Below are 24,684 nucleotides of genomic sequence, written 5' to 3'. Positions count from 1 at the left end.
TGGCAAAGCCGCAGAATCAGTGCGCCTCGTCCCAGTTATCGCCTACGCCTACGTCCACCACCAAAGGCACGTCCAACTGCGCCGCAGCGCTCATATGCTCGCGAATTTTCTCGCTGACCTGCGCGACCAGGTCTTCACGCACCTCCAGCACCAATTCGTCGTGCACCTGAAGGATGACCTTGGCATCCAGGCCCGACTCGGTCAGCCAGTTATCCACCTGCACCATGGCTTTCTTGATGATGTCCGCCGCCGTGCCCTGCATCGGCGCGTTGATCGCGGTGCGCTCTGCCGCCGCGCGCTCCTGGGGCTTGTTGGAGTTGATGTCCGGCAAGTACAGGCGCCGCCCGAAGAAGGTTTCGACATACCCCTGATCCGCCGCCTGGGCGCGGGTGCGCTCCATGTATTCGCGAACCCCTGGGTAGCGGGCGAAGTACACGTCGATGTAAGCCTTGGCGGTCTTGGTATCGACACCGATATCCTTGCCGAGCTTCTGGGCACCCATGCCGTAGATCAGGCCGAAGTTGATCGCCTTGGCGCTGCGGCGCTGGTTGGACGTGACCTCATTCAACTCGACCTTGAACACTTCGGCCGCCGTGGCCGTGTGCACGTCTAGGTCATTGCGGAAGGCGTTCATCAAGCCTTCGTCCTTGGACAAATGCGCCATGATCCGCAGCTCGATCTGCGAATAGTCCGCCGCCAGCAGCTTGTAGCCCTTGGGCGCGACAAACGCCTGGCGAATGCGCCGCCCCTCGGCGGTGCGCACCGGGATGTTCTGCAGGTTCGGATCGCTGGAGGACAAGCGCCCGGTCGCCGCGACGGCCTGATGGTAAGACGTATGAATACGCCCGGTGCGCGGGTTGATCTGTTCCGGCAAGCGGTCGGTATAGGTACTTTTGAGCTTGCTCATGCTGCGGTACTGCATCAGTACCTTGGGCAGCGGAAAATCATCTTCGGCCAGTTTGGCCAACACTTCCTCAGCCGTGGATGCCTGGCCCTTGCCGGTTTTTTTCAGCACCGGCATGCCGAGCTTCTCGTACAGAATCGCCCCGAGCTGCTTGGGCGACCCCAGGTTGAATTCTTCGCCGGCGATCTCGTACGCCTGGCGCTCCAGCTCAACCATCTTGTTACCCAGCTCGATGCTCTGGATGCCGAGCAGGTCCTTGTCCACCAGTGCGCCCTGGCGCTCGATGCGTGCCAGCACCGGCACCAGCGGGATCTCAATGTCCGTCAGCACACTGGCCAGGCTCGGGATCGCCGTCAGCTGCGCGTACAGGTGCTGGTGCAGGCGCAACGTCACATCGGCATCTTCGGCCGCGTAAGGGCCGGCTTGCTCAAGGGCGATCTGGTCGAACGTGAGTTGCTTGGCACCTTTGCCGGCGATGTCTTGGAAACTGACCGTGTCGTGGTCCAGGTACTTCTTCGCCAGGCTGTCCATATCGTGCCGCGTCGCGGTGGAATTGAGCACGTAGGATTCGAGCATGGTGTCGAAGGCGATGCCGCGCACGGTAATGCCCTGCGCAGGGTCGCCGCCAATGGCGCAGTTAGCCAGGATGTTCATGTCGAACTTGGCGTGCTGGCCCACCTTGAGCTTGGTCGGGTCTTCCAGCAGCGGTTTCAGGGCCAGCAGCACGGTGTCGCGGTCCAGCTGTTGCGGTGCACCGATGTAGGCGTGCGTCAGCGGAACATACGCCGCCTCATGGGGCTGCACCGCGAACGAAACCCCGACCAATTGCGCCTGCTGGGCGTCGATCCCGGTGGTTTCGGTATCGAACGCAAACAGCTTCGCGTCGTTGAGCTTCTTCAGCCACAGATCGAACGTGGCCTGGTCAAGGATGGTGGTGTAAACCGCCTCCACGGGCACCGATACCAGCGCTTCCATGGGTACATCCGCAACAGGCGCGACTTCATTGGCCGTCTTGAGTTCGACACGCTTGGTATCACGCTGGATTTCGTCGTACCAGCTCTTGAACTCAAGCAATGCGTACAGCTCAAGCAGCTTTTCGCGATCCGGTTCGATCAGATGCAGGTCATCCAGCCCGATATCCAGCGGCACATCGATCTTGATCGTCGCCAACTGATAGGACAGGAATGCCATCTCCTTATGCTCCTCCAGCTTGGCCGGCAGGGTCTTGGCCCCACGGATAGGCAGGGTCGGCACAATATCCAGCTGCTCATAAAGCTCTTTGAGGCCGCCATTGACTCCCACCAGCAAGCCGGAGGCGGTCTTGGGGCCAATGCCCGGAACGCCGGGAATGTTGTCAGACGAATCCCCCATCAACGCCAGATAGTCGATGATCTGCTCCGGAGCGACGCCGAATTTCTCCTTAACGCCCTCGATGTCCATCGAGCTACCGGTCATGGTGTTGACCAGGGTAATGTGGCCATCCACCAGTTGCGCCATGTCTTTGTCACCGGTCGAGATCACCACCGGGCGGCTGGCGGCCGCGCTGCTGCGGGCCAGGGTGCCGATCACGTCATCGGCCTCGACGCCCTCGACGCACAGCAACGGGAAGCCAAGAGCGATCACGCTTTGATGCAGCGGCTCGATCTGCAGGCGCATGTCATCGGGCATGCTCGGGCGGTTGGCCTTGTATTCGGCGTACATTTCATCGCGAAACGTCCCACCCTTGGCATCGAAGACCACCGCAAATGGGCTGTCCGGGTACTGCTTGCGCAGGCTTTTGAGCATGTTCAACACGCCCTTGACCGCACCGGTGGGCAGGCCTTTGGAGGTGGTCAGCGGTGGCAGCGCGTGGAAGGCGCGGTACAGATAAGAAGAACCGTCCACCAGGACGAGGGGCGCTTGGCTCATGAGCAGGATCAACCTTTTCGGCGGGTCAGGCGCTAGAATAGCCGGACCAATGAAAACAAAGGGACAAGGTTATCATGCGTACATTCAATCGCCTGCTGTTGACCGGTTTGATTGCACTCGCTCCGATGGCTGCCATGGCGGCAGACAGTGCCCCTGGAGGTGATCCGGAAGTTACCATTCGCACGGAAGGCGACAAAACCATCCAGGAATACCGCCAAAACGGCTTTCTGTACGCAATCAAAGTCACCCCGAAGGGCGCACCACCGTACTTTCTGGTACGTGCGGACGGCACCGACGCGAACTTCATCCGCTCTGACCAGCCGGATATGCTGATCCCGTCATGGAAGATCTTCGAATGGAAATGATTTCTTAATTTTAACCGGCGCTGCCCACCGCAGCGCCCGTAACGGCAGTTTTAACCATGTCTGTGTTCACCCCCCTGGCTCGGCCTGAGCTGGAAACCTTTCTCGCCCCTTATGGGCTCGGCCGCCTGCTTGATTTCCAGGGGATTGCCGCCGGCAGCGAAAACACCAATTTCTTTATCAGCCTGGAGCAGGGCGAGTTCGTCCTGACCCTGGTTGAGCGTGGCCCGGTGGCAGAAATGCCGTTCTTCATCGAACTGCTCGACGTGCTCCACGACGCCGACCTGCCTGTGCCGTACGCCCTGCGTACCACCGACGGCATCGCTTTGCGCGAACTCAAGGGCAAACCGGCCTTGCTGCAACCGCGTCTGGCGGGCAAGCACATCAAGGAGGCCAATGCGCAGCATTGTGCCCAGGTTGGCGAACTGCTCGGCCACCTGCACCTGGCAACCCAAGGCGAAAAGGTACTTGAACGCAAGACCGACCGTGGCCTGGATTGGATGCTCTGCGAGGGCGCGCAGCTTATTTCGCACCTCAACGAGGCCCAGCAACGCCTGTTGCGCGATGCGCTGGCCGAGATCGACGCCCACAAGGCCGACATCCTCGGCCTGCCACGGGCGAATGTGCACGCCGATCTGTTTCGCGATAATGCGATGTTTGAAGGCACGCACCTGACAGGCCTGATCGACTTCTACAACGCTTGTTCGGGGCCGATGCTCTACGACGTGGCAATCGCCTTGAATGACTGGTGCTCGGATGCCGATGGCGTGATTGACGGTCACCGTGCCCGGGCGCTGCTGGGCGCTTACGCGGGGCTACGGGGGTTTACCGCGAAGGAAGCCGAGCTATGGCCGACCATGCTGCGCGTGGCGTGCGTACGGTTCTGGCTGTCCCGGCTGATCGCGGCCGAGTCATTTGCCGGGCAGGATGTGTTGATTCATGACCCGGCTGAGTTCGAGCACCGCTTGGCGCAGCGTCAGCAGGTCAACGTCCAGCTGCCGTTCGCCCTCTAAAAGCCCGACTCGGTCAATGTGGGAGCTGGCTTGCCTGCGATAGCGGTATCGACTGAGCCAACGCTATCGCGGGCAAGCCCTAATGCCGTTCAGTTAAGGCTTTTTGTAGGAGCGAGCTTGCTCGCGAAAAACTCACAGGCGCCGCGTTCAATCAGGAAACACGCGTTATCGTTGACGTTTTTCGCGAGCAAGCTCGCTCCTACAGAGGGCGATATACGCTTAACTGAACGGCATTAGGGGCAAGCCCGCTCCCACAGGGGTTTTGTGTTGCCTGTTAGAGCGACTCCAGGCAACCGGCCAGGTCATTGCCAAGTTTTTCCAGCACCTGCTCATAACCCAGCGCGGTAGCCGGCGTATAACCACCCAACGCATCCAATTCCGCCAACTTCACCGGCAACCCGGCCACCAGGGTTTCCGCCAACCTCGGTCGCAATGGCGGCTCGCTGAACACGCAAGTCTTGCCCACTTCCTGCAAACGCGCACGCATCGCCGCTACGTGTTGGGCGCCCGGCTGCACTTCGGCGGCCACGCTGAACACGCCGGCATGCTTCAAGCCGTACGCCTCTTCAAAGTAATCAAAGGCTTCGTGGAACACGAAGTAAGGTTTGCCATCAACGCCCGCCAAACGCTGCTTCAGGCGCGCATCCAGCGCGTCGAGGCGCTCTTGGAAAGCCTTCGCATTGCTCTGATAACGCTGGGCATTAGTCGGGTCGGCGGCGCTCAGATCGGCCGCCATCCGCGCGGCGATCACACGTGCATTGATAGTCGACAGCCACAGGTGCGCATCGACACTGCCTGTGCGGTGATCGTGGTCATGTTCGTCGGCTTCGTCGGTATGAGAATGGCTATCTTCGCCGAAAACGCGCAGTTTCATGCCCGGCAGATCCTGCACGGCCACCGTTGGCGCCGTACGGCCTTTGAGTACACGCGGCAAAAACGTTTCCATGTCCGGCCCGATCCAGTACAGCAGGTCCACCGACTGCACACGCCGTACGTCGGATGGGCGCAAAGCGAAGTTGTGCGGCGAGGCCCCCGGCGGCAGCAGCACCTCTGGAACGGCCACGCCGTCCTGCACGGCAGCCGCAATCAGCTGCAACGGCTTGATGCTCGTCAGCACCTTGACCTCGGCCTGAGCGGCACCGGCAACGAACAAACTGGCGACAAATACGATAAAAACGGGAAAAAGTCGGGACACGATGACCACTCGATGGCGTAGGAACGGGTAACATAATAACGTCTCTATCAAATATCTGTCGCCGCTCATGCCTAAAACACCGCTTGCCAGCCGTCCTCACGACCACTCTCACTGCGTGCACACCGCATTGTCAGAGGCCGACACCCTGTGCGCGAAGAAAGGCTTGCGCCTGACCGCCTTGCGTCGCCGGGTGCTGGAGCTGGTGTGGCAGAGCCACAAGCCTTTGGGCGCGTACGACATTCTTGGCGTACTCAGCGAGCAGGACGGCCGCCGCGCCGCGCCGCCTACCGTTTACCGTGCGCTGGATTTCCTGCTGGAAAACGGCCTGGTGCACCGTATCGCCTCGCTCAACGCCTTTGTCGGTTGCAACCACCCGGAGCACGCGCATCAGGGCCAGTTCCTGATCTGCCGCGAGTGCCATGCCGCCATCGAGCTTGAACAAAAAAGCATCAGCGACGCCATTATCAAAAGCTCTGCCGACGTCGGTTTCAAAGTCGAGGGGCAAACGGTCGAAGTGGTCGGCCTGTGCGCAGGCTGCCAGGGGGTTTGATGAGCAATGCGCTAATCCGCCTGGAGCAGGTCGGCGTCACGTTCGCCGGGCAAAACGTGCTGGAAAACATCGCACTGAGCGTGGAGCCAGGCCAAATCGTCACCTTGATCGGCCCCAACGGCGCCGGCAAGACCACCCTGGTGCGCGCCGTACTCGGGCTGCTCAAACCCCATAGCGGTACGGTTTGGCGCAAGCCCAAGCTGCGCGTGGGCTATATGCCGCAAAAACTGCATGTGGACCCGACATTGCCGCTCTCTGTATTGCGCTTCCTACGCCTGGTGCCAGGCGTAGACCGCGCCCGCGCCCAGGCCGCGCTTAAGGAAGTCGGCGCCGAACACGTCATCGACAACCCGGTGCAAAGTATCTCCGGCGGCGAAATGCAGCGCGTGCTGCTGGCCCGCGCCTTGCTGCGCGAGCCCGAGCTGCTGGTACTCGATGAGCCCGTGCAAGGCGTCGATGTCGCCGGCCAGGCCGAGCTGTACAGCCTGATCACCCGCCTGCGCGACCGCCATGGTTGCGGCGTGCTGATGGTTTCCCACGACTTGCACCTAGTCATGAGCACCACCGACCAAGTGGTCTGCCTCAATCGCCACGTGTGCTGCTCCGGCCACCCGGAACAGGTCAGTGGCGACCCTGCGTTTGTGGAGCTGTTCGGCAAGAACGCCCAGAGCCTGGCGATCTACCATCACCACCATGACCACGCCCATGACCTGCATGGCGCCGTCGTCGATACCCCCCACGTTCATGGAGATAGCTGCAAGCATGGCTGATTTTCTGCTCTACGCCCTGCTGGCAGGCTTGGCTTTGGCACTGGTGGCGGGCCCATTGGGCTCGTTTGTGGTCTGGCGACGCATGGCCTATTTCGGTGACACCTTGTCCCATGCCGCCTTGCTGGGCGTGTCCATGGGCTTTCTGCTGGATGTAAGCCCTGCCATCGCCGTGACCGTCGGCTGCCTGCTGCTGGCGGTGCTGCTAGTGACCCTGCAGCAACGCCAGCCACTGGCCTCCGACACACTACTGGGCATCCTCGCGCCCAGTACCTTGTCCCTGGGCCTGGTGGTGCTGAGCTTCATGCATGAAGTGCGCATCGACCTGATGGCCTACCTGTTCGGCGACCTGCTGGCGATCAGCCCGACCGACCTGGCCTGGATCCTCGGCGGCAGCGCTGCGGTGCTGGTGTTGCTGGTCACCCTGTGGCGCCCGTTGCTGGCGATCACCGTGCATGAAGAACTGGCCAAGGTAGAAGGCTTGCCCGTCGCAGGCCTGCGTATGGCCTTGATGTTGCTCATCGCCGTGGTGATTGCTGTCGCGATGAAGATTGTCGGCGTATTGTTGATCACGTCGCTGCTGATCATTCCAGCCGCCGCCGCCCAGCGCCACGCTCGCTCTCCGGAGCAGATGGCGATTGGCGCCAGCCTCCTGGGGATGCTTGCAGTGTGTGGTGGCCTGGCGCTGTCCTGGTTCAAGGACACACCGGCCGGGCCGTCGATTGTGGTTACGGCGGCCGCCCTGTTTCTGCTGAGTTTTGTCCTGCCCCGTCGAGGGGTGTAGACTTGCTCGCTTTTTGCGCAAATAGAGAGTCGCAGGAATGAAGCCGTTCACCTCCCGTTATCTGCTCCTTGCCGCATTTTCACTGCTGCTGGGCGCCTGCCAAAGTACGCCGCCCGCTGCCCCTCAGGCTCCGGATCCGCGGGCTGCGGCCATCGCGCAGCTGGAACAAAACCTGGCCAGCAGCGAATTGGCCACCGCCGAAGACCAATTGGCCGCACTGCAGGCCCAATCGCCCAACGACCCGGCACTTGAGGCCTACCAGCGTCAATTGGCCGAAGCCTACCTGCAGCGCAGCCAGATCGTGCTGCAAAAAGGCGACGTCAACGCGGCCGCCACGGCCCTGAGCCGTGCCCGCGCCTTGATGCCCAAGGCTCCTGCGCTGACCGGTGGCGTCAACAGCGCCATCAGCCATGCGCGCAAAGCCGAGCTGGATCAGGCAGAGGCTGCATTGAAAGCCGCAGAAGCCAAGCCTGCCGCCAAGGTCATAGACCCCGCGGCGCCGAGCACCACCGTGGCGCTGAACCTCGCGGATGTCGAAGACATGCGCCATCAGTTGGACGCCATCGCCACCGATGTGGTGAATTACCAGTGCGATGTCAGCATCCAGGTGCCACGCACCCAGGATTACCCGTGGCTGGCCACGTTACTGACCAAGCGGGTCAAGCGAATTGATTCGGGGTATGACCTGAAGATTCACCGGCAAATCCTGAAGCATATTCCAGCGCAGGTTGTGCTGATTCCGCGCAAGGCGGACTAAAAGCATCGCAGGCAAGCAGCTCCCACATTTGAACGGTGTGGGAGCTGGCTTGCCTGCGATGACGATCTAACAAACAACCGATAATTTAAGCCGGAATCGCCTTGGATTTCGGCTCACGCTCCCACACCCGATGCTGGGCAATCGCCGCAAAGAAGGCCTTGAACGCCTTGGCATCCGCGCCCACGATCAACCCTGCATCCGCCTCCAGTTTCAGCTGATCCAGCAAGGGTTTCACATCACTGGCTACCGCAATCGCCTTCAGGTGTTTGTAGGCTTCCAGTACGTAATGCAACGCCACACCATCACCGCTCAGCGCCTTCACCGACTCTTTGCCGCCCGGGATAAACACTGCGTCGAAGGCAATGGACGGCATGCCTTCCATCGAGGCGTCGACCGGCAGCGTCTTGCCCTGCGCGGTGGTCACAGGCGCCGAAGTAGGCCCCAGCAACCTGGCATGGGCGCCTTCAACTTCCAGCGCTACTTTTAGCGCGTCAATGGCCGCACCATCAACGCCGTTGGCTGCCAGAATCGCCACTTTGCGCGTTTTGATATCGCCCGATAGCAAATTCACCTGGCTCAAGGCTGGCGATTCTTTCAACGACGTTTCACGGGCAGGCACCGTGCCCTTGGCCGGCGCCGGCAAGCCCAGATTCTGCGCAACGCGCTTGGCCAGCTCCAGGTCGATATTGGCCAGGATCTCGTTGACCTGGCGCGCACGGATGAACTCGCGCTCCACCTTGCCCAGCTCAAAGCTGTAGGCCGCGATAATGTGCTCTTTCTCGTGGTGGCTCATGCTGTGGTAGAACAGCGTCGCCTGGGAGAAATGGTCACCGAAGGATTCGCTACGCTCACGCACCTTGTTGGCATCGACGCGCTCGTAGTAGGACTCAAAACCACCATCGGTAGGACCAGCAGGGGTTTCCTTCGGCCAACCACCATCAATGGAGTTTGGCTCGTAGGACGCACGCCCCTTATCAATCACGGTGCGATGCTGAGCGTCGCGCTGGCCGTTATGGAAAGGCACGACAGGCCGGTTGATTGGAATCTCATGAAAGTTCGGCCCGCCCAGTCGGCTGATCTGGGTATCGGTGTAGGAAAACAGACGGCCCTGCAGCAATGGGTCGTTGGTGAAGTCGATGCCCGGCACGATGTGACCCGGGCAGAACGCAACCTGCTCGACCTCAGCGAAGAAGTTGTCGGGGTTACGGTTGAGCACCATTTTGCCCAGCGGCGTGATCGGTACCAGTTCTTCGGGAATGATCTTGGTCGGGTCGAGCAAGTCAAAGTCAAACGTGTGCTCGTCTTCTTCGGCCACAATCTGTACGCCCAACTCCCACTCGGGGTAATCGCCGCTTTCAATCGCTTCCCACAGGTCACGACGGTGGTAGTCCGTATCCTTGCCGGCCAGCTTTTGCGCTTCGTCCCATACCAGGGAGCAGGTGCCGACTTTTGGACGCCAGTGGAATTTCACGAAGCTGGACTTACCTTCGGTATTGATCAACCGGAAGGTGTGCACCCCAAAGCCCTGCATGGCCCGCAGGCTTTTGGGAATGGCGCGGTCGGACATGGCCCAGATCACCATGTGCGCGGATTCCGGTTGCAGCGAGACAAAGTCCCAGAACGTATCGTGGGCCGAACCGCCGGTAGGAATCTCGTTATGAGGCTCGGGCTTCACCGCGTGGACGAAGTCAGGAAATTTGATCGCATCCTGGATGAAGAACACCGGCATGTTGTTGCCCACCAGGTCGAAGTTGCCTTCGTCGGTGAAGAACTTCACGGCAAAACCACGCACGTCACGCACAGTGTCGCCGGAACCACGCGGGCCCTGCACCGTGGAAAAACGCGCAAATACCGGGGTTTTATGCTCAGGCGTGCGCAGGAAACCTGCCTTGGTCAGCCCCGAATGGTCGCCATAACTCTGGAAATAGCCATGGGCGCCCGTACCACGCGCATGCACGATGCGCTCCGGGATGCGCTCATGGTCGAAGTGCGTGATCTTTTCACGCATGATGAAGTCTTCCAGCAGCGAAGGGCCGCGGGCGCCGACTTTCAGGCTGTTCTGGTTATCGGAAATCTTCACGCCCTGGTTGGTGCGCAGGGCCTGCCCGGTCGCATCCGAACGGGACTCTTCCAACGCCTGCAGTTTGGCGTTGGTGTTGCCTCGGTCCAGAGTATCGGTACCCGCGAGTTCACTCTTGGGCGGGGTGGCTGGCTTCTTGGTACTCATCAGTCAAAACTCCTTAGTCAAAGTGGCCAGAGCGGTCCCCGGCTCATTTGAGCGAAACCCCAGGCACGGCACCCGGGACCTCGAATTGCCTAAGTAGTGACTGACAGGGTTTTGGGCCGTTCCTTTTTTATGACCTTTGGTCTCGTTATTGCCAAATCGCTGGATGGATACGAAATAAATGCTAAGAAACACTAGATGGACAGGCTAAAATGCGCGCCCGGCTAACCGCTGATCCCTTTTCAATGCGCCCCACAAGGTTCGCTACGTGATCGAGTTTCAAAACGTCCATAAAACCTACCGCGTCGCCGGTAAGGATATCCCCGCCCTGCACCCCACCAGCCTGCGCGTCGAGAACGGCCAGGTGTTTGGCCTGATTGGCCACTCGGGTGCCGGTAAAAGCACCCTGTTGCGCCTGATCAACCGCCTGGAAGAGCCCAGTGGCGGCCAGATCAAGGTGGATGGCGAAGAAGTCACTGCCCTGGACGCCAACGGCCTGCGGCGCTTCCGTCAGCAAGTCGGCATGATCTTCCAGCACTTCAACCTGCTGGCGTCCAAGACCGTGGCAGACAACGTCGCTCTGCCGCTGACGCTCGCCGGCGAACTGTCGCGCAAGGAAATCGACCAGCGTGTAGCAGAGCTGCTCGCCCGCGTCGGCTTGTCGGACCATGCCAAGAAGTACCCGGCGCAGTTGTCCGGCGGCCAGAAACAACGTGTGGGCATCGCCCGCGCCCTGGCGACCAAGCCAAAGATCCTGCTGTGCGACGAAGCCACCAGCGCCCTCGACCCGCAAACCACGGCGTCGGTCCTGCAACTGCTGGCCGAGATCAACCGCGAGCTGAACCTGACCATCGTGTTGATCACCCATGAAATGGACGTGATCCGCCGCGTATGCGACCAGGTCGCCGTGATGGACGCCGGCGTGATTGTCGAGCAAGGCTCGGTGGCCGACGTGTTCCTGCACCCCAAGCATCCGACCACCAAACGCTTCGTACAAGAAGCCGAACAGGTGGACGAAGGCGAGCAGCGCGACGACTTTGCCCATGTGCCAGGCCGTATCGTGCGCCTGACATTCCAAGGGGACGCGACCTACGCGCCATTGCTGGGTACCGTCGCCCGTGAAACGGGGGTGGACTACAGCATCCTTGCCGGTCGTATCGACCGCATCAAAGACATCCCTTACGGGCAACTGACCCTCGCCGTCACCGGCGGTGACATGGAAGCCGCGTTTGCACGCTTCACCGCCGCCGACGTTCACATGGAGGTCCTGCGCTGATGGACGTTTTCCTGAGTTTCTTCGCCAATATCGACTGGTCTGAAATCTGGCTCGCCACCGGCGACACCATGACTATGCTGTTCGGCTCGCTGTTCTTCACCGTGCTGCTGGGCCTGCCTCTGGGCGTGCTGTTGTTCCTGACCAGCCCGCGCCAGCTGTTCGAACAAAAAGGCCTGTACGCGCTGTTGTCGCTGATCGTGAATATCTTGCGCTCGCTGCCGTTCATCATCCTGCTGATCGTGATGATTCCGTTCACGGTACTGATCACCGGCACGTCGCTGGGTGTCGCCGGTGCGATCCCACCGCTGGTCGTCGGTGCCACGCCATTCTTTGCGCGCCTGGTGGAAACCGCCCTGCGCGAAGTGGACCGTGGCATCATCGAAGCCACCCAGGCCATGGGCGCCACCACTCGCCAGATCATCACCAATGCCCTGTTGCCCGAAGCCCGCCCTGGCATCTTCGCGGCGATTACGGTGACGGCGATTACACTGGTTTCCTACACCGCGATGGCTGGTGTGGTCGGTGCTGGCGGCCTGGGCGACCTGGCAATCCGTTTTGGCTACCAGCGCTTCCAGACCGATGTGATGGTGGTCACTGTGGTGATGCTGTTGATCCTGGTGCAAATTCTGCAAACCGTCGGCGACCGGCTGGTGGTGCATTTTTCTCGTAAATAACGGCCATTGCCGGCACATAGCCGGCAGATGCCCGAACAAGGAGCTTGCTGGATGAAAAAACTACTGGTTGCTTTCGCCGCCGTGGCTGCGTTTTCCGCCCACGCCGAGACCATTACGGTCGCTGCTTCGCCGGTGCCTCACGCCGAAATCCTCGAATTCGTGAAGCCTGCCCTGGCCAAAGAAGGCGTGGATCTGAAGGTCAAAGTCTTCACCGACTACGTGCAGCCGAACGTACAGGTGGCTGAAAAGCGCCTGGATGCCAACTTCTTCCAGCACCAGCCGTACCTGGATGAATTCAACAAGGCCAAAGGCACTCACCTGGTGAGCGTCGGCGCTGTGCATCTGGAGCCCCTGGGCGCTTACTCCAGCAAGTACAAGAAGCTCGAAGACCTGCCAAGCGGCGCCAACGTGGTGATCCCGAACGACGCCACCAACGGCGGCCGTGCGCTGTTGCTGCTGGCCAAGAACGGCCTGATCACCCTGAAGGACCCGACCAACATCCTGTCGACCATCAAGGACATCACCGGCAACGATAAAAACCTGAAATTCCGCGAACTGGAAGCCGCCACCCTGCCGCGCGTGCTGACCCAGGTCGACCTGGCGCTGATCAACACCAACTACGCCCTGGAAGCCAAGCTGGATCCATCCAAGGATGCCCTGGTGATCGAAGGCAGCGACTCGCCTTACGTGAACATCCTGGTAACCCGCGAAGACAACAAGGATGCGGACGCGGTGAAGAAGCTGGTTGCAGCCTTGCACACGCCTGAAGTGAAGAAGTTCATCGAAGATAAGTACAAAGGCGCGATCAAGCCGGCGTTCTGATCCGCCTCAGTCTCCAAACACTGAAGATCAAAATGTGGGAGGGGGCTTGCCCCCGATAGCGGTGGGTCAGTCAACATCTTCATCGATTGACACCCTGCTATCGGGGGCAAGCCCCCTCCCACATTTGCTTTGTGTTGTCTTTATTCGCGCTGTAGCAAGGCTGGCAACTGCGCCACCAGCTTCTGGTTGTTCAACGGCGCACGAATAAACCCACGCTGGGTACCATCCGGGCCGATCAGTGCCAGGTTGCCGCTGTGGTCGACGGTGTAGTTCGGCTTGCTGGTATCCGCCGGAATGAAGGGAATGCTCACCGCATTCGAGACCTTTTGCACATCCTCCACGTTCGCGCCAGTCAGGCCTTGGAACTGTGGGTCGAAGTAACCCAGGTACTGCTTGAGCTGCGCCGGGGTATCGCGGTGCGGATCGACGCTGACCAGGATCACCTGCAACTTATCCACAGCCTCTTTGGGCAGCTCGCTCTTGATCTGGCGAAGCTGGGCGAGGGTGGTCGGGCAGATATCCGGGCAGAAGGTGTAACCAAAGAACAGCAGGCTCCACTTGCCCTTCAACTCATTGACCACCACCGGCTGGCCTTCCTGGTCGGTCATGGTCACCGCTGGCAACTGGCGGCTTTGCGGCAGCAGAATGATGCCGGCGTCGATCAGCGCAGTGGGATCGCCCTGGCCTTTGCCCGAGAGCACTTTGTTGACGGTCAGGCCCATGATCAACGCCACCAGGGCCACGAGGATGAAGACGGTTTTTTGAGTTCGAGTCATAGGTTCAACAATAAGTAGTGGTCTACGAGCAGGGCGATAAACAGCAGCAGCAAGTACCAGATAGAGTACTTGAACGTGTTGATCGCCGCGTGCGGCTGGCTGCCACGGTACAACACCCAGGCCCATTGCAGAAAGCGCGCACCCAATACCAGCGCACAGCCCAGGTAGAGCAGCCCGCTCATGTGGATAACGTAGGGCATCAGGCTCACCGCCAGCAGGGCGAAGGTGTACAGCAGGATATGCACCTTGGTGTAGTGCTCGCCATGGGTGACCGGCAGCATCGGGATGTCGGCCTTGGCGTATTCCTCTTTGCGGTGAATGGCCAGGGCCCAGAAATGTGGCGGGGTCCAGGCGAAGATGATCAGCACCAGCAGCAAGGGTTCGGCACTCACATGCCCAGTGACAGCCACCCAGCCCAGCAGCGGCGGCGCCGCACCGGCCAGACCGCCGATGACGATATTCTGCGGCGTCGCTCGCTTGAGAAAGCCGGTGTATATCACCGCATAACCCAGCAGCGAAGCCAAGGTCAGCCAGGCCGCCAGCGGGTTGGTGAACGCCAGCAGCAGGGCCAATCCTGCAATAGCCAGGAACAACGCAAACGCTAACGCCGCCATCGGCGAGACACGCCCCTCAGCCATCGGCCGCTTGTGAGTGCGCGCCATCACGGCATCAATCCGTCGATCGACCACATGATTGACCGCGGCCGCGCCGCCGGCACACAGGGCAATGCCGAGGTTGCCGAACACCAGCACTGCCCAGGGCACCCCGGCGCGGGTGGCAAGGAACATGCCCACCAGCGAAGTGATCAGCATCAACACCACCACTTTGGGCTTGGTCAGCTCTAAATAGTCACGCCAGATCGCCCGGTCGTGACGTGCGCCGATCACGGTCGCCATGGCAGTTCTCCTTTAAGGGTGATGAGGCCCGACACCTGTTTGCGCGGGATAAAACGCCAGCCGAACAGGCGCGGGTGACGCACCCGAACCAGGCTGGTGCGCGCGTGATAATTGACCAGCACCAGCGTCATCAACAACGTTGCCCCGCCAGCGTTGTGCGCGACCGCCACCGACAGCGGCAGGCCGAACGCCACATTGCTCACCCCCAGGCAGATCTGCGCGGCCAGGGCGATCAACAGCAGGCCGGCCAGGCGCGTCATCCCCACTGCCCGCAGTTGCCAGGCCAAACCGAGCAGCACCAGCGTGACCAGCACGGCACCGATGCGATGCGTCAGGTGGATGGCAGTGCGCGCTTCGCTGTCGAGCTGGCCCCCCAGATAATTGGGGCCGATGTGCTGGGTCAGGTGAAAGCCATTGGCGAAGTCCGCTGCCGGCCACCATTGGCCATGGCAGGTGGGCAAATCGACGCAGGCCACCGCCGCGTAGTTGGAACTGACCCAGCCGCCCAGGGCGATCTGCCCGATCACCAGCACCAGCCCCGCCGTCGCCCAATATTGCAGGCGCTTGGGCACGACCAGCGCCGGTAGTACGCCGGACAGCCGCAGGGTCAGCAGAAACAGCAGGCTCAAGGTCGCAAAGCCGCCCAAAAGGTGCCCGGTGACCACTTGCGGCCAGAGCTTCAAGGTCACAGTCCACATGCCAAACGCCGCTTGGGCGAGCACCACCGCCAGCAGGAACAACGGCAGCTTCACCGGCTGGCCCGGATCACGCCGATGACGCCACGAACGCGCCGCCAGCAGCGCGATCAACAGTCCCAGGCTGCCCGCGAAGTAGCGATGGGTCATCTCGGCCCAGCCTTTGTCGGCCTCCACCGGCGTGTCGGGAAAGTGCAACTCGGCATGGGCCAGTTGGGCTTCGCTTTGCGGCACGCTGATAAAGCCATAGCAGCCCGGCCAGTCCGGGCAGCCAAGGCCGGCGTGGGTCAGGCGGGTATAGGCGCCGAGCAGCACGACAAACAACGCCAGTAGCGTGGCAAACAGCGCGAGGCGAAATCCAGGCTTGGCCATGATGGTGCCCTTATCCGATGTTCGACAGTTTCAGCAGCAAGCGCAGATCATTGAGCAAGTCCTTGCCCTTGACCTTGGCGTCGTAGCGCAGCACCAGATTGCCGTGGGGATCGACGATCCACAGTTGTGCCTCGCCGGGCGCGGCAGCGTTCCTGGCAAAGGTCGACACATCCAGCGGGTAGCGCTGCAGCTGTGGATATTCGGCCTTGAGCTTGGCCTCGTATTCGCTGCTCAACGGCTGCGCGCCGGCCAGGGCATGGCTGGCACGGGATGCATCACGGCCAAGGCTGATCTGCAGCTGGCGCGCCAGGTACACCAGTTGCTGGCAATCGGCAGCGCAGGCGGTGGGGGCGGTGACCAGCAGTTGCCAGCGCTGTTCATCGGCCTGCACGCCGATGTCGGCGCGGGTCTGGCCGTTGCCGATCAGTTCGCCGTGATAGCTGCGGCTGTCCGGCACCCAGAACTGCAATTTGTACATGAAGGTGGCCAGCACCATCGGGCCGATCACCATCATCAGGATCAAAATCAGCTGCCAGCGCCCCTTGCGCCGATCAGGCGTGTCAGGTGTGCTGGGTGGATTCATGGCCGCTCCCATGGGGCTTCTCCTTTTTGTTATGCCATCCGAGGTAGAGGTAAAGCGCCAGCAACGCCACGGCCATGGCGAACCATTGCACAGCGTAGGCCAGGTGTTTTTCCGGGCCCATGGCGACGATGGGCCAGCGGGTTTCGTAGGTACCGGGGCCCGCTTCGGCGCGCAGTTCATAGGCAAAACCGCTGCGCCCCAGTTCGTCCCACAGCGCGGCGGGGTGCAGTGCGGTAAGCAGGCGCGGCCATTGCGTGCTGGCCGGGTCGGCATGCAGTTGGAAGATCTCGCCGGGGGCGACGTACACCCAGGCGTCGAGGTTCAGCGTCTGTTCAGGGGTAGTAAAGGCGGGTGCGACACGCCGGTCCGGCCAAGGCAGCCAGCCGCGATTGAGCAACAGCCACAGGCCGCTGGCCTGGTCATGAAAGGGTTGCAGCAACTCGACACCGGCCTTGCCGTCACGCATGCGGTTATCCAGCAATATGCTGTGTTCACCATCCAGTTGCCCGCGAAGGTGAACGCGACGGAAGGCTGGATCAGCCATGTCATTGAGCTGCGCACTGCTGGCCGGTTCGGTGGCGCGGCGCTCGGTATAACGGTCTACCAACAGTTGCTTTTCGTGCCCACGGGACAATTGCCAAAACCCCAGGCCCACCATCAATGGCAGCAACACCAGTACCACCAGCGTCGGCGCGATGCCCGGACGAAAGCGTTGCATGGCACTGGCTATACTCGATCTCATCGCCCCTCCCCCAATTAGCCCGGAGCCAGACCATGCTCAAAGCCGCCATTGCCCTGATGCTGATCGCGACCGTCGTGAGCCTGTTCAGTGGCTTGTTCTTCCTGGTCAAGGACGAGGGCAACTCCAACCGCCTCGTCACTGCCTTGACCGTGCGTGTCACGCTGGCCGTGATCACCGTGGGCTTGATCGCCTGGGGCTTTTTCAGCGGCCAATTGGTCTCTCATGCGCCGTGGTAAGCGGCGTCACAGCACATAGACAAAGAAAAACAGCCCGATCCACACCACGTCCACAAAGTGCCAATACCAACTGGCCGCCTCAAAACCGAACTGGTGCTCGGCGTTGAAATGCCCGCGCAGGATGCGCATCAGCATCACAAACAGAATGATGGTGCCGATGGTCACGTGGGCGCCGTGAAAGCCCGTGAGCATGAAGAACGTCGCGCCGTACACGCCTGAACCCAGGGTGAGTCCCAGCTCTTTGTAGGCGTGGATGTATTCCTCGGCCTGGAACCCGAGAAACGCCAAACCCAGCAGCACGGTGATCGCCAGCCAGAGTTTCAGTGCACCACGATGGCCTTTGCGCAGGGCATGGTGGGCGATGGTGATGGTCACGCTGGAACTCACCAGCAGGATGGTGTTGACCAAGGGCAGGCCCCAGGGGCTGATGGTGCCTTTGGGCGCAGGGTAGAGCTTGGGGTCGGGGTTGTTCAGCAGGGGCCAGGCAAACTCAAAGTTCGGCCACAGCATGTGGGCAATGCCCTTGGGCCCCTCGCCAGCCAACCAAGGCCCAGCCCAGACGCGCACGTAGAACAGTGCACCAAAAAAGGCGATGAAGAACATCACCTCCGAAAAGATGAACCACGTCATGCCCCAGCGGAACGAGCGGTCCATCTGCGCGCTGTACAGCCCGGCACGACTTTCCTTGATCACCGCGCCAAACCAGCCAAACAGCATGTAGGCCAGCAACAAACCGCCAACGAAAAAGATCCACGGCCCGTGGGATTCTGGCCGCGCGGCCTTCAAGTCGTTGAACCACACGGCCAGGCCATACACGGTGACCAGCAGGCCAATCGTGGCAATTATTGGCCATTTGCTTTGCGCTGGTACGTAGTACGTATCATGAGTCGACATGTATTCGCTCTCCTGATTGAGGGGGCAAACAGTAGCTAGCCCCCGGTCCTGACGGCCACGGGCGGCTGGCGCGCAGTGATATCGAACAGCGTGTACGCCAGGGTCAAATGCTTCACATCCTTGGGCATCGCGCGGTCGACAATGAAACGTACGGGCATCTCAATGCGCTCACCGGGCTGCAACACTTGCTGGGTGAAGCAAAAGCATTCGGTCTTGTGGAAGTACATCGCCGCTTCGGCCGGGGAAATACTGGGTATCGCCTGGGCGGTCATCGGCTTATCGGTGGGGTTGTAGGCCACGAACAGCATCTCGTTGACCGCACCGGGGTTGACCACAATCTCATCGGCCTTGGAATGAAATTCCCAGACCATGTCGATGGCGTTGGTGGACAGGAACTGCACCCGCACCTGGCGCGAAGGATCGACCATTTGCTCACCCTCGTACTGCCCGGCGGTCTTGCCGTTGATGCCAAATGCCTTGCACATCACGTCGTAGATCGGCACCAGGGCGAAACCGAAGGCGAACATCGCCAGCACCAGGATCAGCAGGCGGGTGACCAGGCGCTTGAGCGGTACGGAGTCAGCCATGACGAACACCCAAACCGAACTCGGTCAGTGTGGGAGCGGGCTTGCTCGCGAATGCGGTAAGCCAGGCGCCATTTGCGGCGACTGAAACACCGCCTTCGCGAGCAAGCCCGCTCCCACAGGGCAATTGCGCAGGCCGGTTCATTTGACCTCCGGCGGCGTGGTGAAGGTGTGGTACGGCGCAGGCGAAGGCACGCTCCATTCCAGGCCTTCGGCGCCATCCCAGGGCTTGGCCGGCGCTGCTGGGCCGCCACGGATGCACTTGATGACAATGAACAGGAAGAAGATCTGCGTGGCGCCGAACATGAAGGCACCGATGGACGAGACCATGTTGAAGTCAGCGAACTGCAGGTTGTAGTCCGGCACCCGGCGCGGCATACCGGCCAGCCCCACGAAGTGCATGGGGAAGAACGCCATGTTCATGCCCACGAAAGACAACCAGAAGTGCAGCTTGCCCAAGGTTTCGTCATACATGTGGCCGGTCCATTTCGGCAGCCAGTAGTAGGCCGAGGCGAAGATCCCGAAGATCGCGCCGGGCACCAGTACGTAATGGAAATGCGCCACCACAAAGTAGGTGTCGTGGTACTGAAAGTCCGCCGGAGCAATCGCCAGCATCAGCCCGGAGAAGCCGCCGATGGTGAACAGGATCACAAAGGCCACCGCAAACAACATCGGCGTCTCGAACGTCAGTGAGCCTTGCCACATGGTGCTGACCCAGTTGAACACCTTCACGCCCGTAGGCACGGCGATCAGCAGGGTGGCGTACATGAAGAACAACTCACCCACCAGCGGAATGCCCACCACGAACATGTGGTGTGCCCACACGATGAACGACAGGAACGCGATGCTCGCGGTGGCGTAGACCATCGAGGTGTAACCGAACAGCGGCTTGCGCGAGAAGGTCGGGATGATCGAGCTGACCGCGCCAAAGGCCGGCAGGATCATGATGTACACCTCGGGATGGCCGAAGAACCAGAACACATGCTGGAACAGCACGGGATCGCCGCCACCGGCCGCACTGAAGAAGCTGGTGCCGAAGTGGATATCCATCAGCATCATGGTCACGCAGCCCGCCAGTACCGGCATCACCGCGATCAACAGGAACGCGGTGATCAGCCAGGTCCACACGAACAGCGGCATTTTCATCAGGGTCATGCCCGGCGCGCGCAGGTTGAGGATGGTGGCCACCACGTTGATCGCGCCCATGATCGAACTAATGCCCATCAGGTGGATGGCAAAAATGAAGAACGTCACGCTTTCCGGCGCATAGGTGGTGGAGAGCGGGGCGTAGAAGGTCCAGCCGAAATTCGGCCCGCCGCCGGGGCTGAACAAGGTGGACACCAGCAGCAGGAACGCCGCCGGCAGCAGCCAGAAGCTGAAGTTGTTCATGCGCGGCAGGGCCATGTCCGGCGCGCCGATCATCAGCGGGATCATCCAGTTGGCCAGGCCGACGAACGCCGGCATTACCGCGCCGAACACCATGATCAGGCCGTGCATGGTGGTCATCTGGTTGAAGAACGCCGGCTGCACAATCTGCAGGCCAGGCTGGAACAGCTCGGCACGGATCACCATGGCGAACGAGCCGCCGAGCAGGAACATGGCGAAGGCGAACCACAGGTACATCGTGCCGATGTCTTTGTGGTTGGTGGTCAGCACCCAGCGCATCAGCCCCTTGGCTGGGCCGTGGGCGTGGTCGGCATGACCATGGTCGATCACAGTGCTCATGGCCGTTCTCCTGCAAGCGAGTGGGCGGGACGATTCAGGGCATTGGCAATGAAAGTCGTCATTTGCTTTGGGCCTGTTTCAGAGCCAGCACGTCTTTGGGTGTGACCATGTCGCCTTTGTTATTGCCCCAGGCGTTACGCTCATAAGTCACCACGGCGGCGATATCTACTTCCGAGAGTTGTTTGCCGAAGGCTGCCATCGCCGTGCCGGGCTTGCCGTGATAGACGATGCCCAGGTGCTCGGCGGCAGGCCCGGTGGCGATTTTCGAACCCTTGAGCGCCGGGAACATCGGCGGCAAACCCTGGCCCTCGGCCTGGTGACAGGCCACGCAGGTGGTGTGGTAGACCTTGTCGCCACGAGCCACCAGTTCGTCCAGCGTCCACTCTTTGGAAGTCAGCTCCTTGAGCTTGGCCGCTTCTTCCTTGCGCTCGCCCAGCCAGGTGTCGTAGTCGGCCTTGGACTTGACCTCAACCACGATGGGCATGAAGCCGTGGTCCTTGCCACACAGTTCGGCGCACTGGCCACGGTAGATGCCCGGCTTCTCCACGCGGGTCCAGGCCTCGTTGACGAAACCGGGGATGGCATCGCGCTTGACCGCAAAGGCCGGCACCCACCAGGAGTGGATCACGTCGGCGGCGGTTACGAGAAAGCGCACCTTGGCGCCCACCGGCAACACCAGCGGCTGGTCGACTTCCAACAGGTAGTGTTCGCCCTTGGTGGCCTGGTTATTGATCTGCTCGGCGGGCGTGGCCAGGTTGCTGAAGAACTCCACATCCTGGCCCAGGTATTTGTAGTGCCACTTCCACTGATAGCCGGTGACCTGGATATCGATATCCGACTCACTGCTGTCGTAGATATTGATCAGGGTCTTGGTGGCCGGAATGGCCATGGCCACCAGGATCAGCAAGGGCACCACGGTCCAGAGGATTTCCACGGTGGTACTTTCGTGGAACTTGGCCGCTACCTGGCCCGTGGACCGGCGGTGCAGGATCATCGACCAGAACATCGCGCCAAACACGACGATGCCGATCACCACACAGATCCAGAAAATGGTCATGTGCAGGTCAAACACAGCGTGGCTGACTTCAGTCGCCCCTGGCGCCATATTCGTGGTCCAGGCGGCGTGCGCCTGACCGAATACTGACCACAACAGAAGGCCCATCCAAACGTGTGGATGTCGCGTCATTGCGGGTTCCCCTTTATGTTTCTTGTTATCCCGCCGGTTTGCACCTGCGGCGAAGGGAGCGGCTTCCATACTGCTTACAACCGCCAAGCCTTGCCTGCGCCATGCAGTTGGGCGTCATCAGCTAATTGCGTACAAAATCGAGTATAGACAGCCGTAGCAACCCCGCAATGTGTGGGGGCAAATGAATAGAAACAGACAGACGGAGCCCGTAAAATGGGCGGCAGAATCGTTTATCCGACGAACGATGGCATTTCGATATAACCCCTGCCTATAACCATGAAATAATTATGACAAATGCGTCTTAGGCGCTCGTATAAACGAACTACCTTATCCTCTCCCTTTTCCTACGCCTGCTTCACTGGAGCCTTCATGAACACCGCCGCATTGCGCGAGCAGATTTCCCGTGCCCATCAACACGAAGCCAGCACCGGCCAGCTCGTCAGCCAGCTGAAAAAACAAATGCCGCACCTGCATTCGTCCATCGCCCTGGCTGACGGTGATCGCAACATGGTCATGACCCGTTTTGTGACCGCTTACATCGACCTGGTTCCTGATTTGCTCGACGCCGCCAATGACGTGGCCCGTGAGGCCGGGATTGAAAGCCAGATCAAACCGGTACTGAAAATCGCTGAACATTTCTTCCTGCAGCCGCCAGCGATTCTGGCCGGCCACGACGGCCTTGATGGCCTGCTGGATGAGGCCTACCTGGCGCATCGCCTGGTCGAAGAAGTGAACGATCTGTATATCAAGCATTTTGGCCAGCCGTTGATTCCAGCAGATACCACCGTGGCCAACGTGATCGCCCATCAACTGATCGGTGAAGACTTCGCCAACCAATTGGATGAAGCCGTGCACCTGGCGGTGGATGAGATGCTTAACGAGGACAGCTTTGCGCTGGAGTCGGTCGAGGCCTATCGCGAACAGCTCAAGAGCCCGCAGACCGAAGCGTCCTGGAAGCGCTGGCCATGCCTGTCGCGCCAGCTTGGGGTTGAGCTGTCGCTGGATCAGCCGGCATAAATCGCAGATCCAACAGGGGAGCTGGACAAGCTTTTTGTAGGAGCGAGCTTGCTCGCGAAAAACTCACAGACGCCGCGTTTATTCAGCAAGCACGCGTTATCGTTAGCGTTTCTCGCGAGCAAGCTCGCTCCTACAAAGAACAGTGTCACCCACAGTTTGGGGGGGTGTTCAGGCAGGCGCTGAGCCGATCCCCACTGTCGTTCTCACCCGACCTTCCAGCCGACGCTTCAAACCGCGCGCCTCGATCACCAACGTCGAGCCTTTGGCCGCATTGGCCCGGCCCCATTCTTCCAGCAACTCAAGGCAAGAGTGGTCGATGTAGCTCAAGTTATTCAGCGGCACATGCAGGGTGGTCCCCGCTGGTACCGCTGACAACACCTGAGTCAACGCCGGCACCTTCAGAAAGGTCGCCGCCCCCGTCAAACGCAGCTCCATCTCACCTTCCCGGGGCAGGTCGATCAGGCTGACTTTAAGGCGCGACGCCTTGAAAGCCAGCTTCACCAATGTGAGCCCAAAGCCCACCAGCACGCCGGTCAGCAAATCGGTGAAGATGATTGCCAGTGCCGTGGCCGCATAGGTGAACATCGGCATCCGCCCGTAGCGCCCCAGCGCCTTGAACGCCTTGACGTCTACCAACTTGATCCCGGTGTACACCAACACCCCCGCCAGGCTCGCAACCGGGATGCTTTGCAGCACGCTCGACAGCAGGAGCACGAAACCCAGCAGCCACAGGCCATGGAACATCGCCGACAGGCGCGTGGTAGCACCCGCCTGGACGTTAGCCGAGCTGCGTACGATCACGCCGGTCATTGGCAATGCACCCACCAGGCCACAGAGCATGTTGCCCACCCCTTGGGCCGACAGTTCCTTATCGAAGTCGGAACGTTGACCACTGTGCATCCGGTCCACCGCGGCGGCAGACAGCAAAGTTTCGGCACTGGCAATAAACGCCACGGCGAACGCCGCGATCAACAGCTGTGGATCAGCCAGGTTAAGCAGGTCGCTAGGGCGCAACCAGTCGATAGCGTCCGCCAGGTTTTCCGGGACTTCCACGCGCTTGACCTGCAACGCCAGCACCAGGCTGGCAACGGTCGCCAGGCCCACGCCAAGCAATGCGCCAGGCACAAACCGTAGCTGTTGCGGGCGGAATTTGTCCCACAGGTACATAACCAACATCGTCGACAGGCCAAGGACGCCAGCCTGCCAGCCGAGCCCACCGCCGAAGGTCGGTATTGCTTCAGCCAGCGCTGCCGGGAAGCCTGCCAGGTTATCCAGCCCTGACGGCTTGGGCGCGCCGTCGAGCATCACATGGATCTGCGACAGCACGATCAACACGCCAATCCCGGCCAACATGCCGTAGACCACCGCCGGCGCGGTGACGCGAAACCAGCAGCCCAGGCGCAAACGCCCGGCAACCAGCTGCAGGAAGCCGGCCAGCAACAGGATCGGCCCCAACATCAGCATGCCGTGCTGGCGCACCAGTTCGAACACCAGCACCGCCAGACCCGCCGCCGGGCCGCTGACTTGCAACGGCGAGCCGGCCAACCAGCCCACCACCAGGCCACCGATGATGCCAGTGATCAGTCCCTTGGCCGGCGGCATGCCGGACGCGATTGCAATGCCCATGCACAGTGGCAAGGCGACCAGAAAAACAACCACCGAGGCAAGCAACTCCCGTGGCAATACAGCTTTCAATTGAGCAGCACGCATGATGACTCTCCCGAGGCATTCGCCGGGCGCGG

General features: G+C 60.8%; 24 protein-coding genes. 11 read left to right on the top strand and 13 right to left on the bottom strand.

Features of this window, described 5'->3' with window-relative positions; genetic code table 11:
- Positions 1-16: 16 nt before the first annotated feature.
- A complete protein-coding gene (polA, locus tag BUE92_RS22875) occupies positions 17-2,812 on the bottom strand; it encodes a DNA polymerase I (RefSeq protein WP_073526415.1) in 2,796 nt (931 codons plus the stop codon).
- Between the two features lie 74 nt (positions 2,813-2,886).
- Between polA and BUE92_RS22870 the strand changes: the two genes are divergently transcribed.
- Both BUE92_RS22870 and BUE92_RS22865 read left to right on the top strand, forming a co-directional pair.
- Positions 2,887-3,177 carry a DUF2782 domain-containing protein gene (locus tag BUE92_RS22870; protein ID WP_016978788.1) on the top strand — a complete coding sequence of 97 codons (291 nt, stop codon included), beginning with the start codon at positions 2,887-2,889 and terminating at the stop codon, positions 3,175-3,177.
- A gap of 56 nt (positions 3,178-3,233) precedes the next feature.
- Positions 3,234-4,187, top strand: coding sequence for a homoserine kinase (locus BUE92_RS22865; RefSeq protein WP_073526413.1), 954 nt, complete (start codon positions 3,234-3,236; stop codon positions 4,185-4,187).
- A 274-nt stretch (positions 4,188-4,461) separates the two neighbouring features.
- Here BUE92_RS22865 and BUE92_RS22860 read toward each other — a convergent pair whose 3' ends face one another.
- Positions 4,462-5,391, bottom strand: coding sequence for a zinc ABC transporter substrate-binding protein (locus BUE92_RS22860; protein ID WP_073526411.1), 930 nt, complete (start codon positions 5,389-5,391; stop codon positions 4,462-4,464).
- Positions 5,392-5,449: 58 nt separating this feature from the next.
- On the opposite strand from BUE92_RS22860, the gene zur reads away from it, so the two are divergent.
- The 4 genes from zur to BUE92_RS22840 are packed head-to-tail and all read left to right on the top strand — an operon-like array spanning position 5,450 to position 8,240.
- Positions 5,450-5,932, top strand: coding sequence for a zinc uptake transcriptional repressor Zur (zur, locus tag BUE92_RS22855; RefSeq protein ID WP_014716336.1), 483 nt, complete (start codon positions 5,450-5,452; stop codon positions 5,930-5,932).
- Positions 5,932-6,702: a zinc ABC transporter ATP-binding protein ZnuC gene (gene znuC / locus BUE92_RS22850; RefSeq protein ID WP_003187361.1), complete on the top strand. Its 771-nt coding sequence runs from the start codon at positions 5,932-5,934 to the stop codon at positions 6,700-6,702. Before zur ends, znuC begins: the two co-directional genes overlap by 1 nt.
- Positions 6,695-7,483: a zinc ABC transporter permease subunit ZnuB gene (znuB, locus tag BUE92_RS22845; RefSeq protein ID WP_073526409.1), complete on the top strand. Its 789-nt coding sequence runs from the start codon at positions 6,695-6,697 to the stop codon at positions 7,481-7,483. Before znuC ends, znuB begins: the two co-directional genes overlap by 8 nt.
- A gap of 37 nt (positions 7,484-7,520) precedes the next feature.
- Positions 7,521-8,240 carry a PA5502 family lipoprotein gene (locus tag BUE92_RS22840; protein ID WP_014716334.1) on the top strand — a complete coding sequence of 240 codons (720 nt, stop codon included), beginning with the start codon at positions 7,521-7,523 and terminating at the stop codon, positions 8,238-8,240.
- Positions 8,241-8,325: 85 nt separating this feature from the next.
- Here BUE92_RS22840 and katE read toward each other — a convergent pair whose 3' ends face one another.
- A complete protein-coding gene (gene katE, locus BUE92_RS22835) occupies positions 8,326-10,467 on the bottom strand; it encodes a catalase HPII (protein WP_073526408.1) in 2,142 nt (713 codons plus the stop codon).
- Between the two features lie 265 nt (positions 10,468-10,732).
- Between katE and BUE92_RS22830 the strand changes: the two genes are divergently transcribed.
- From BUE92_RS22830 to BUE92_RS22820, 3 genes are read left to right on the top strand one after another with little or no spacing between them, the layout of a single operon-like run.
- The gene (locus BUE92_RS22830; RefSeq protein WP_034129230.1) at positions 10,733-11,740 is read left to right on the top strand and encodes a methionine ABC transporter ATP-binding protein; all 1,008 of its coding nucleotides are present in this window, start codon (positions 10,733-10,735) and stop codon (positions 11,738-11,740) included.
- Complete coding sequence (locus BUE92_RS22825; RefSeq protein ID WP_003187354.1) at positions 11,740-12,414, top strand: methionine ABC transporter permease; 675 nt, start codon at positions 11,740-11,742, stop codon at positions 12,412-12,414. The genes BUE92_RS22830 and BUE92_RS22825 overlap by 1 nt, the downstream gene beginning before the upstream one ends.
- 51 nt (positions 12,415-12,465) lie before the next feature.
- A complete protein-coding gene (locus BUE92_RS22820; RefSeq protein WP_073526406.1) occupies positions 12,466-13,236 on the top strand; it encodes a MetQ/NlpA family ABC transporter substrate-binding protein in 771 nt (256 codons plus the stop codon).
- A gap of 140 nt (positions 13,237-13,376) precedes the next feature.
- Here BUE92_RS22820 and BUE92_RS22815 read toward each other — a convergent pair whose 3' ends face one another.
- From BUE92_RS22815 to BUE92_RS22795, 5 genes are read right to left on the bottom strand one after another with little or no spacing between them, the layout of a single operon-like run.
- The gene (locus BUE92_RS22815) at positions 13,377-14,012 is read right to left on the bottom strand and encodes an SCO family protein (RefSeq protein WP_073526404.1); all 636 of its coding nucleotides are present in this window, start codon (positions 14,010-14,012) and stop codon (positions 13,377-13,379) included.
- The gene (gene cyoE, locus BUE92_RS22810) at positions 14,009-14,908 is read right to left on the bottom strand and encodes a heme o synthase (RefSeq protein WP_073526402.1); all 900 of its coding nucleotides are present in this window, start codon (positions 14,906-14,908) and stop codon (positions 14,009-14,011) included. The genes BUE92_RS22815 and cyoE overlap by 4 nt, the downstream gene beginning before the upstream one ends.
- Positions 14,896-15,975, bottom strand: a complete 1,080-nt coding sequence (locus BUE92_RS22805) for a COX15/CtaA family protein (protein WP_073526400.1) — start codon at positions 15,973-15,975, stop codon at positions 14,896-14,898. The genes cyoE and BUE92_RS22805 overlap by 13 nt, the downstream gene beginning before the upstream one ends.
- A 10-nt stretch (positions 15,976-15,985) precedes the next feature.
- Positions 15,986-16,570 (bottom strand): hypothetical protein, encoded by a 585-nt coding sequence (locus BUE92_RS22800; protein WP_073526398.1) that lies wholly within the window; start codon positions 16,568-16,570, stop codon positions 15,986-15,988.
- A complete protein-coding gene (locus BUE92_RS22795) occupies positions 16,536-17,300 on the bottom strand; it encodes an SURF1 family protein (protein WP_073526396.1) in 765 nt (254 codons plus the stop codon). Before BUE92_RS22795 ends, BUE92_RS22800 begins: the two co-directional genes overlap by 35 nt.
- Positions 17,301-17,332: 32 nt before the next feature.
- Between BUE92_RS22795 and BUE92_RS22790 the strand changes: the two genes are divergently transcribed.
- Entirely contained in the window at positions 17,333-17,536 is a 204-nt protein-coding gene (locus BUE92_RS22790; protein ID WP_003187345.1) for a twin transmembrane helix small protein, read from the top strand.
- 6 nt (positions 17,537-17,542) lie between these two features.
- On the opposite strand, the gene BUE92_RS22785 is transcribed toward BUE92_RS22790, so the two are convergent.
- From BUE92_RS22785 to coxB, 4 genes are all read right to left on the bottom strand, one after another.
- Positions 17,543-18,430: a cytochrome c oxidase subunit 3 gene (locus BUE92_RS22785; protein WP_003187344.1), complete on the bottom strand. Its 888-nt coding sequence runs from the start codon at positions 18,428-18,430 to the stop codon at positions 17,543-17,545.
- Between the two features lie 35 nt (positions 18,431-18,465).
- Positions 18,466-19,017, bottom strand: a complete 552-nt coding sequence (locus BUE92_RS22780; RefSeq protein WP_003187340.1) for a cytochrome c oxidase assembly protein — start codon at positions 19,015-19,017, stop codon at positions 18,466-18,468.
- A 138-nt stretch (positions 19,018-19,155) separates the two neighbouring features.
- Positions 19,156-20,739, bottom strand: a complete 1,584-nt coding sequence (gene ctaD, locus BUE92_RS22775) for a cytochrome c oxidase subunit I (RefSeq protein ID WP_073526395.1) — start codon at positions 20,737-20,739, stop codon at positions 19,156-19,158.
- A 58-nt stretch (positions 20,740-20,797) separates the two neighbouring features.
- Positions 20,798-21,925: a cytochrome c oxidase subunit II gene (coxB, locus tag BUE92_RS22770; protein ID WP_073526393.1), complete on the bottom strand. Its 1,128-nt coding sequence runs from the start codon at positions 21,923-21,925 to the stop codon at positions 20,798-20,800.
- A gap of 369 nt (positions 21,926-22,294) precedes the next feature.
- Here coxB and BUE92_RS22765 point away from each other — a divergent pair, with 369 nt between their 5' ends.
- Complete coding sequence (locus BUE92_RS22765; protein ID WP_073526391.1) at positions 22,295-22,942, top strand: hypothetical protein; 648 nt, start codon at positions 22,295-22,297, stop codon at positions 22,940-22,942.
- Between the two features lie 168 nt (positions 22,943-23,110).
- Here the strand turns inward: BUE92_RS22765 and BUE92_RS22760 are convergent, their stop codons facing one another.
- Entirely contained in the window at positions 23,111-24,652 is a 1,542-nt protein-coding gene (locus tag BUE92_RS22760) for a SulP family inorganic anion transporter (protein WP_073526389.1), read from the bottom strand.
- Positions 24,653-24,684: the final 32 nt, after the last annotated feature.

The sequence above is a fragment of the Pseudomonas fluorescens genome (assembly GCF_001902145.1).
Classification (GTDB): Bacteria; Pseudomonadota; Gammaproteobacteria; order Pseudomonadales; family Pseudomonadaceae; genus Aquipseudomonas; species Aquipseudomonas fluorescens_BV.
This window is presented reverse-complemented; position numbering and strand designations above follow the sequence as displayed.

What these genes read in the sequence shown, in the direction of transcription:
- polA (WP_073526415.1), bottom strand. Translation starts at nt 2,812, where the DNA reads ATGAGCCAAGCGCCCCTCGTCCTGGTGGACGGTTCTTCTTATCTGTAC.
- BUE92_RS22870 (WP_016978788.1), top strand. Translation starts at nt 2,887, where the DNA reads ATGCGTACATTCAATCGCCTGCTGTTGACCGGTTTGATTGCACTCGCT.
- BUE92_RS22865 (WP_073526413.1), top strand. Translation starts at nt 3,234, where the DNA reads ATGTCTGTGTTCACCCCCCTGGCTCGGCCTGAGCTGGAAACCTTTCTC.
- zur (WP_014716336.1), top strand. Translation starts at nt 5,450, where the DNA reads ATGCCTAAAACACCGCTTGCCAGCCGTCCTCACGACCACTCTCACTGC.
- znuC (WP_003187361.1), top strand. Translation starts at nt 5,932, where the DNA reads ATGAGCAATGCGCTAATCCGCCTGGAGCAGGTCGGCGTCACGTTCGCC.
- znuB (WP_073526409.1), top strand. Translation starts at nt 6,695, where the DNA reads ATGGCTGATTTTCTGCTCTACGCCCTGCTGGCAGGCTTGGCTTTGGCA.
- BUE92_RS22840 (WP_014716334.1), top strand. Translation starts at nt 7,521, where the DNA reads ATGAAGCCGTTCACCTCCCGTTATCTGCTCCTTGCCGCATTTTCACTG.
- katE (WP_073526408.1), bottom strand. Translation starts at nt 10,467, where the DNA reads ATGAGTACCAAGAAGCCAGCCACCCCGCCCAAGAGTGAACTCGCGGGT.
- BUE92_RS22825 (WP_003187354.1), top strand. Translation starts at nt 11,740, where the DNA reads ATGGACGTTTTCCTGAGTTTCTTCGCCAATATCGACTGGTCTGAAATC.
- BUE92_RS22820 (WP_073526406.1), top strand. Translation starts at nt 12,466, where the DNA reads ATGAAAAAACTACTGGTTGCTTTCGCCGCCGTGGCTGCGTTTTCCGCC.
- BUE92_RS22815 (WP_073526404.1), bottom strand. Translation starts at nt 14,012, where the DNA reads ATGACTCGAACTCAAAAAACCGTCTTCATCCTCGTGGCCCTGGTGGCG.
- cyoE (WP_073526402.1), bottom strand. Translation starts at nt 14,908, where the DNA reads ATGGCGACCGTGATCGGCGCACGTCACGACCGGGCGATCTGGCGTGAC.
- BUE92_RS22805 (WP_073526400.1), bottom strand. Translation starts at nt 15,975, where the DNA reads ATGGCCAAGCCTGGATTTCGCCTCGCGCTGTTTGCCACGCTACTGGCG.
- BUE92_RS22800 (WP_073526398.1), bottom strand. Translation starts at nt 16,570, where the DNA reads ATGGGAGCGGCCATGAATCCACCCAGCACACCTGACACGCCTGATCGG.
- BUE92_RS22795 (WP_073526396.1), bottom strand. Translation starts at nt 17,300, where the DNA reads ATGAGATCGAGTATAGCCAGTGCCATGCAACGCTTTCGTCCGGGCATC.
- BUE92_RS22790 (WP_003187345.1), top strand. Translation starts at nt 17,333, where the DNA reads ATGCTCAAAGCCGCCATTGCCCTGATGCTGATCGCGACCGTCGTGAGC.
- BUE92_RS22785 (WP_003187344.1), bottom strand. Translation starts at nt 18,430, where the DNA reads ATGTCGACTCATGATACGTACTACGTACCAGCGCAAAGCAAATGGCCA.
- BUE92_RS22780 (WP_003187340.1), bottom strand. Translation starts at nt 19,017, where the DNA reads ATGGCTGACTCCGTACCGCTCAAGCGCCTGGTCACCCGCCTGCTGATC.
- ctaD (WP_073526395.1), bottom strand. Translation starts at nt 20,739, where the DNA reads ATGAGCACTGTGATCGACCATGGTCATGCCGACCACGCCCACGGCCCA.
- coxB (WP_073526393.1), bottom strand. Translation starts at nt 21,925, where the DNA reads ATGACGCGACATCCACACGTTTGGATGGGCCTTCTGTTGTGGTCAGTA.
- BUE92_RS22765 (WP_073526391.1), top strand. Translation starts at nt 22,295, where the DNA reads ATGAACACCGCCGCATTGCGCGAGCAGATTTCCCGTGCCCATCAACAC.
- BUE92_RS22760 (WP_073526389.1), bottom strand. Translation starts at nt 24,652, where the DNA reads ATGCGTGCTGCTCAATTGAAAGCTGTATTGCCACGGGAGTTGCTTGCC.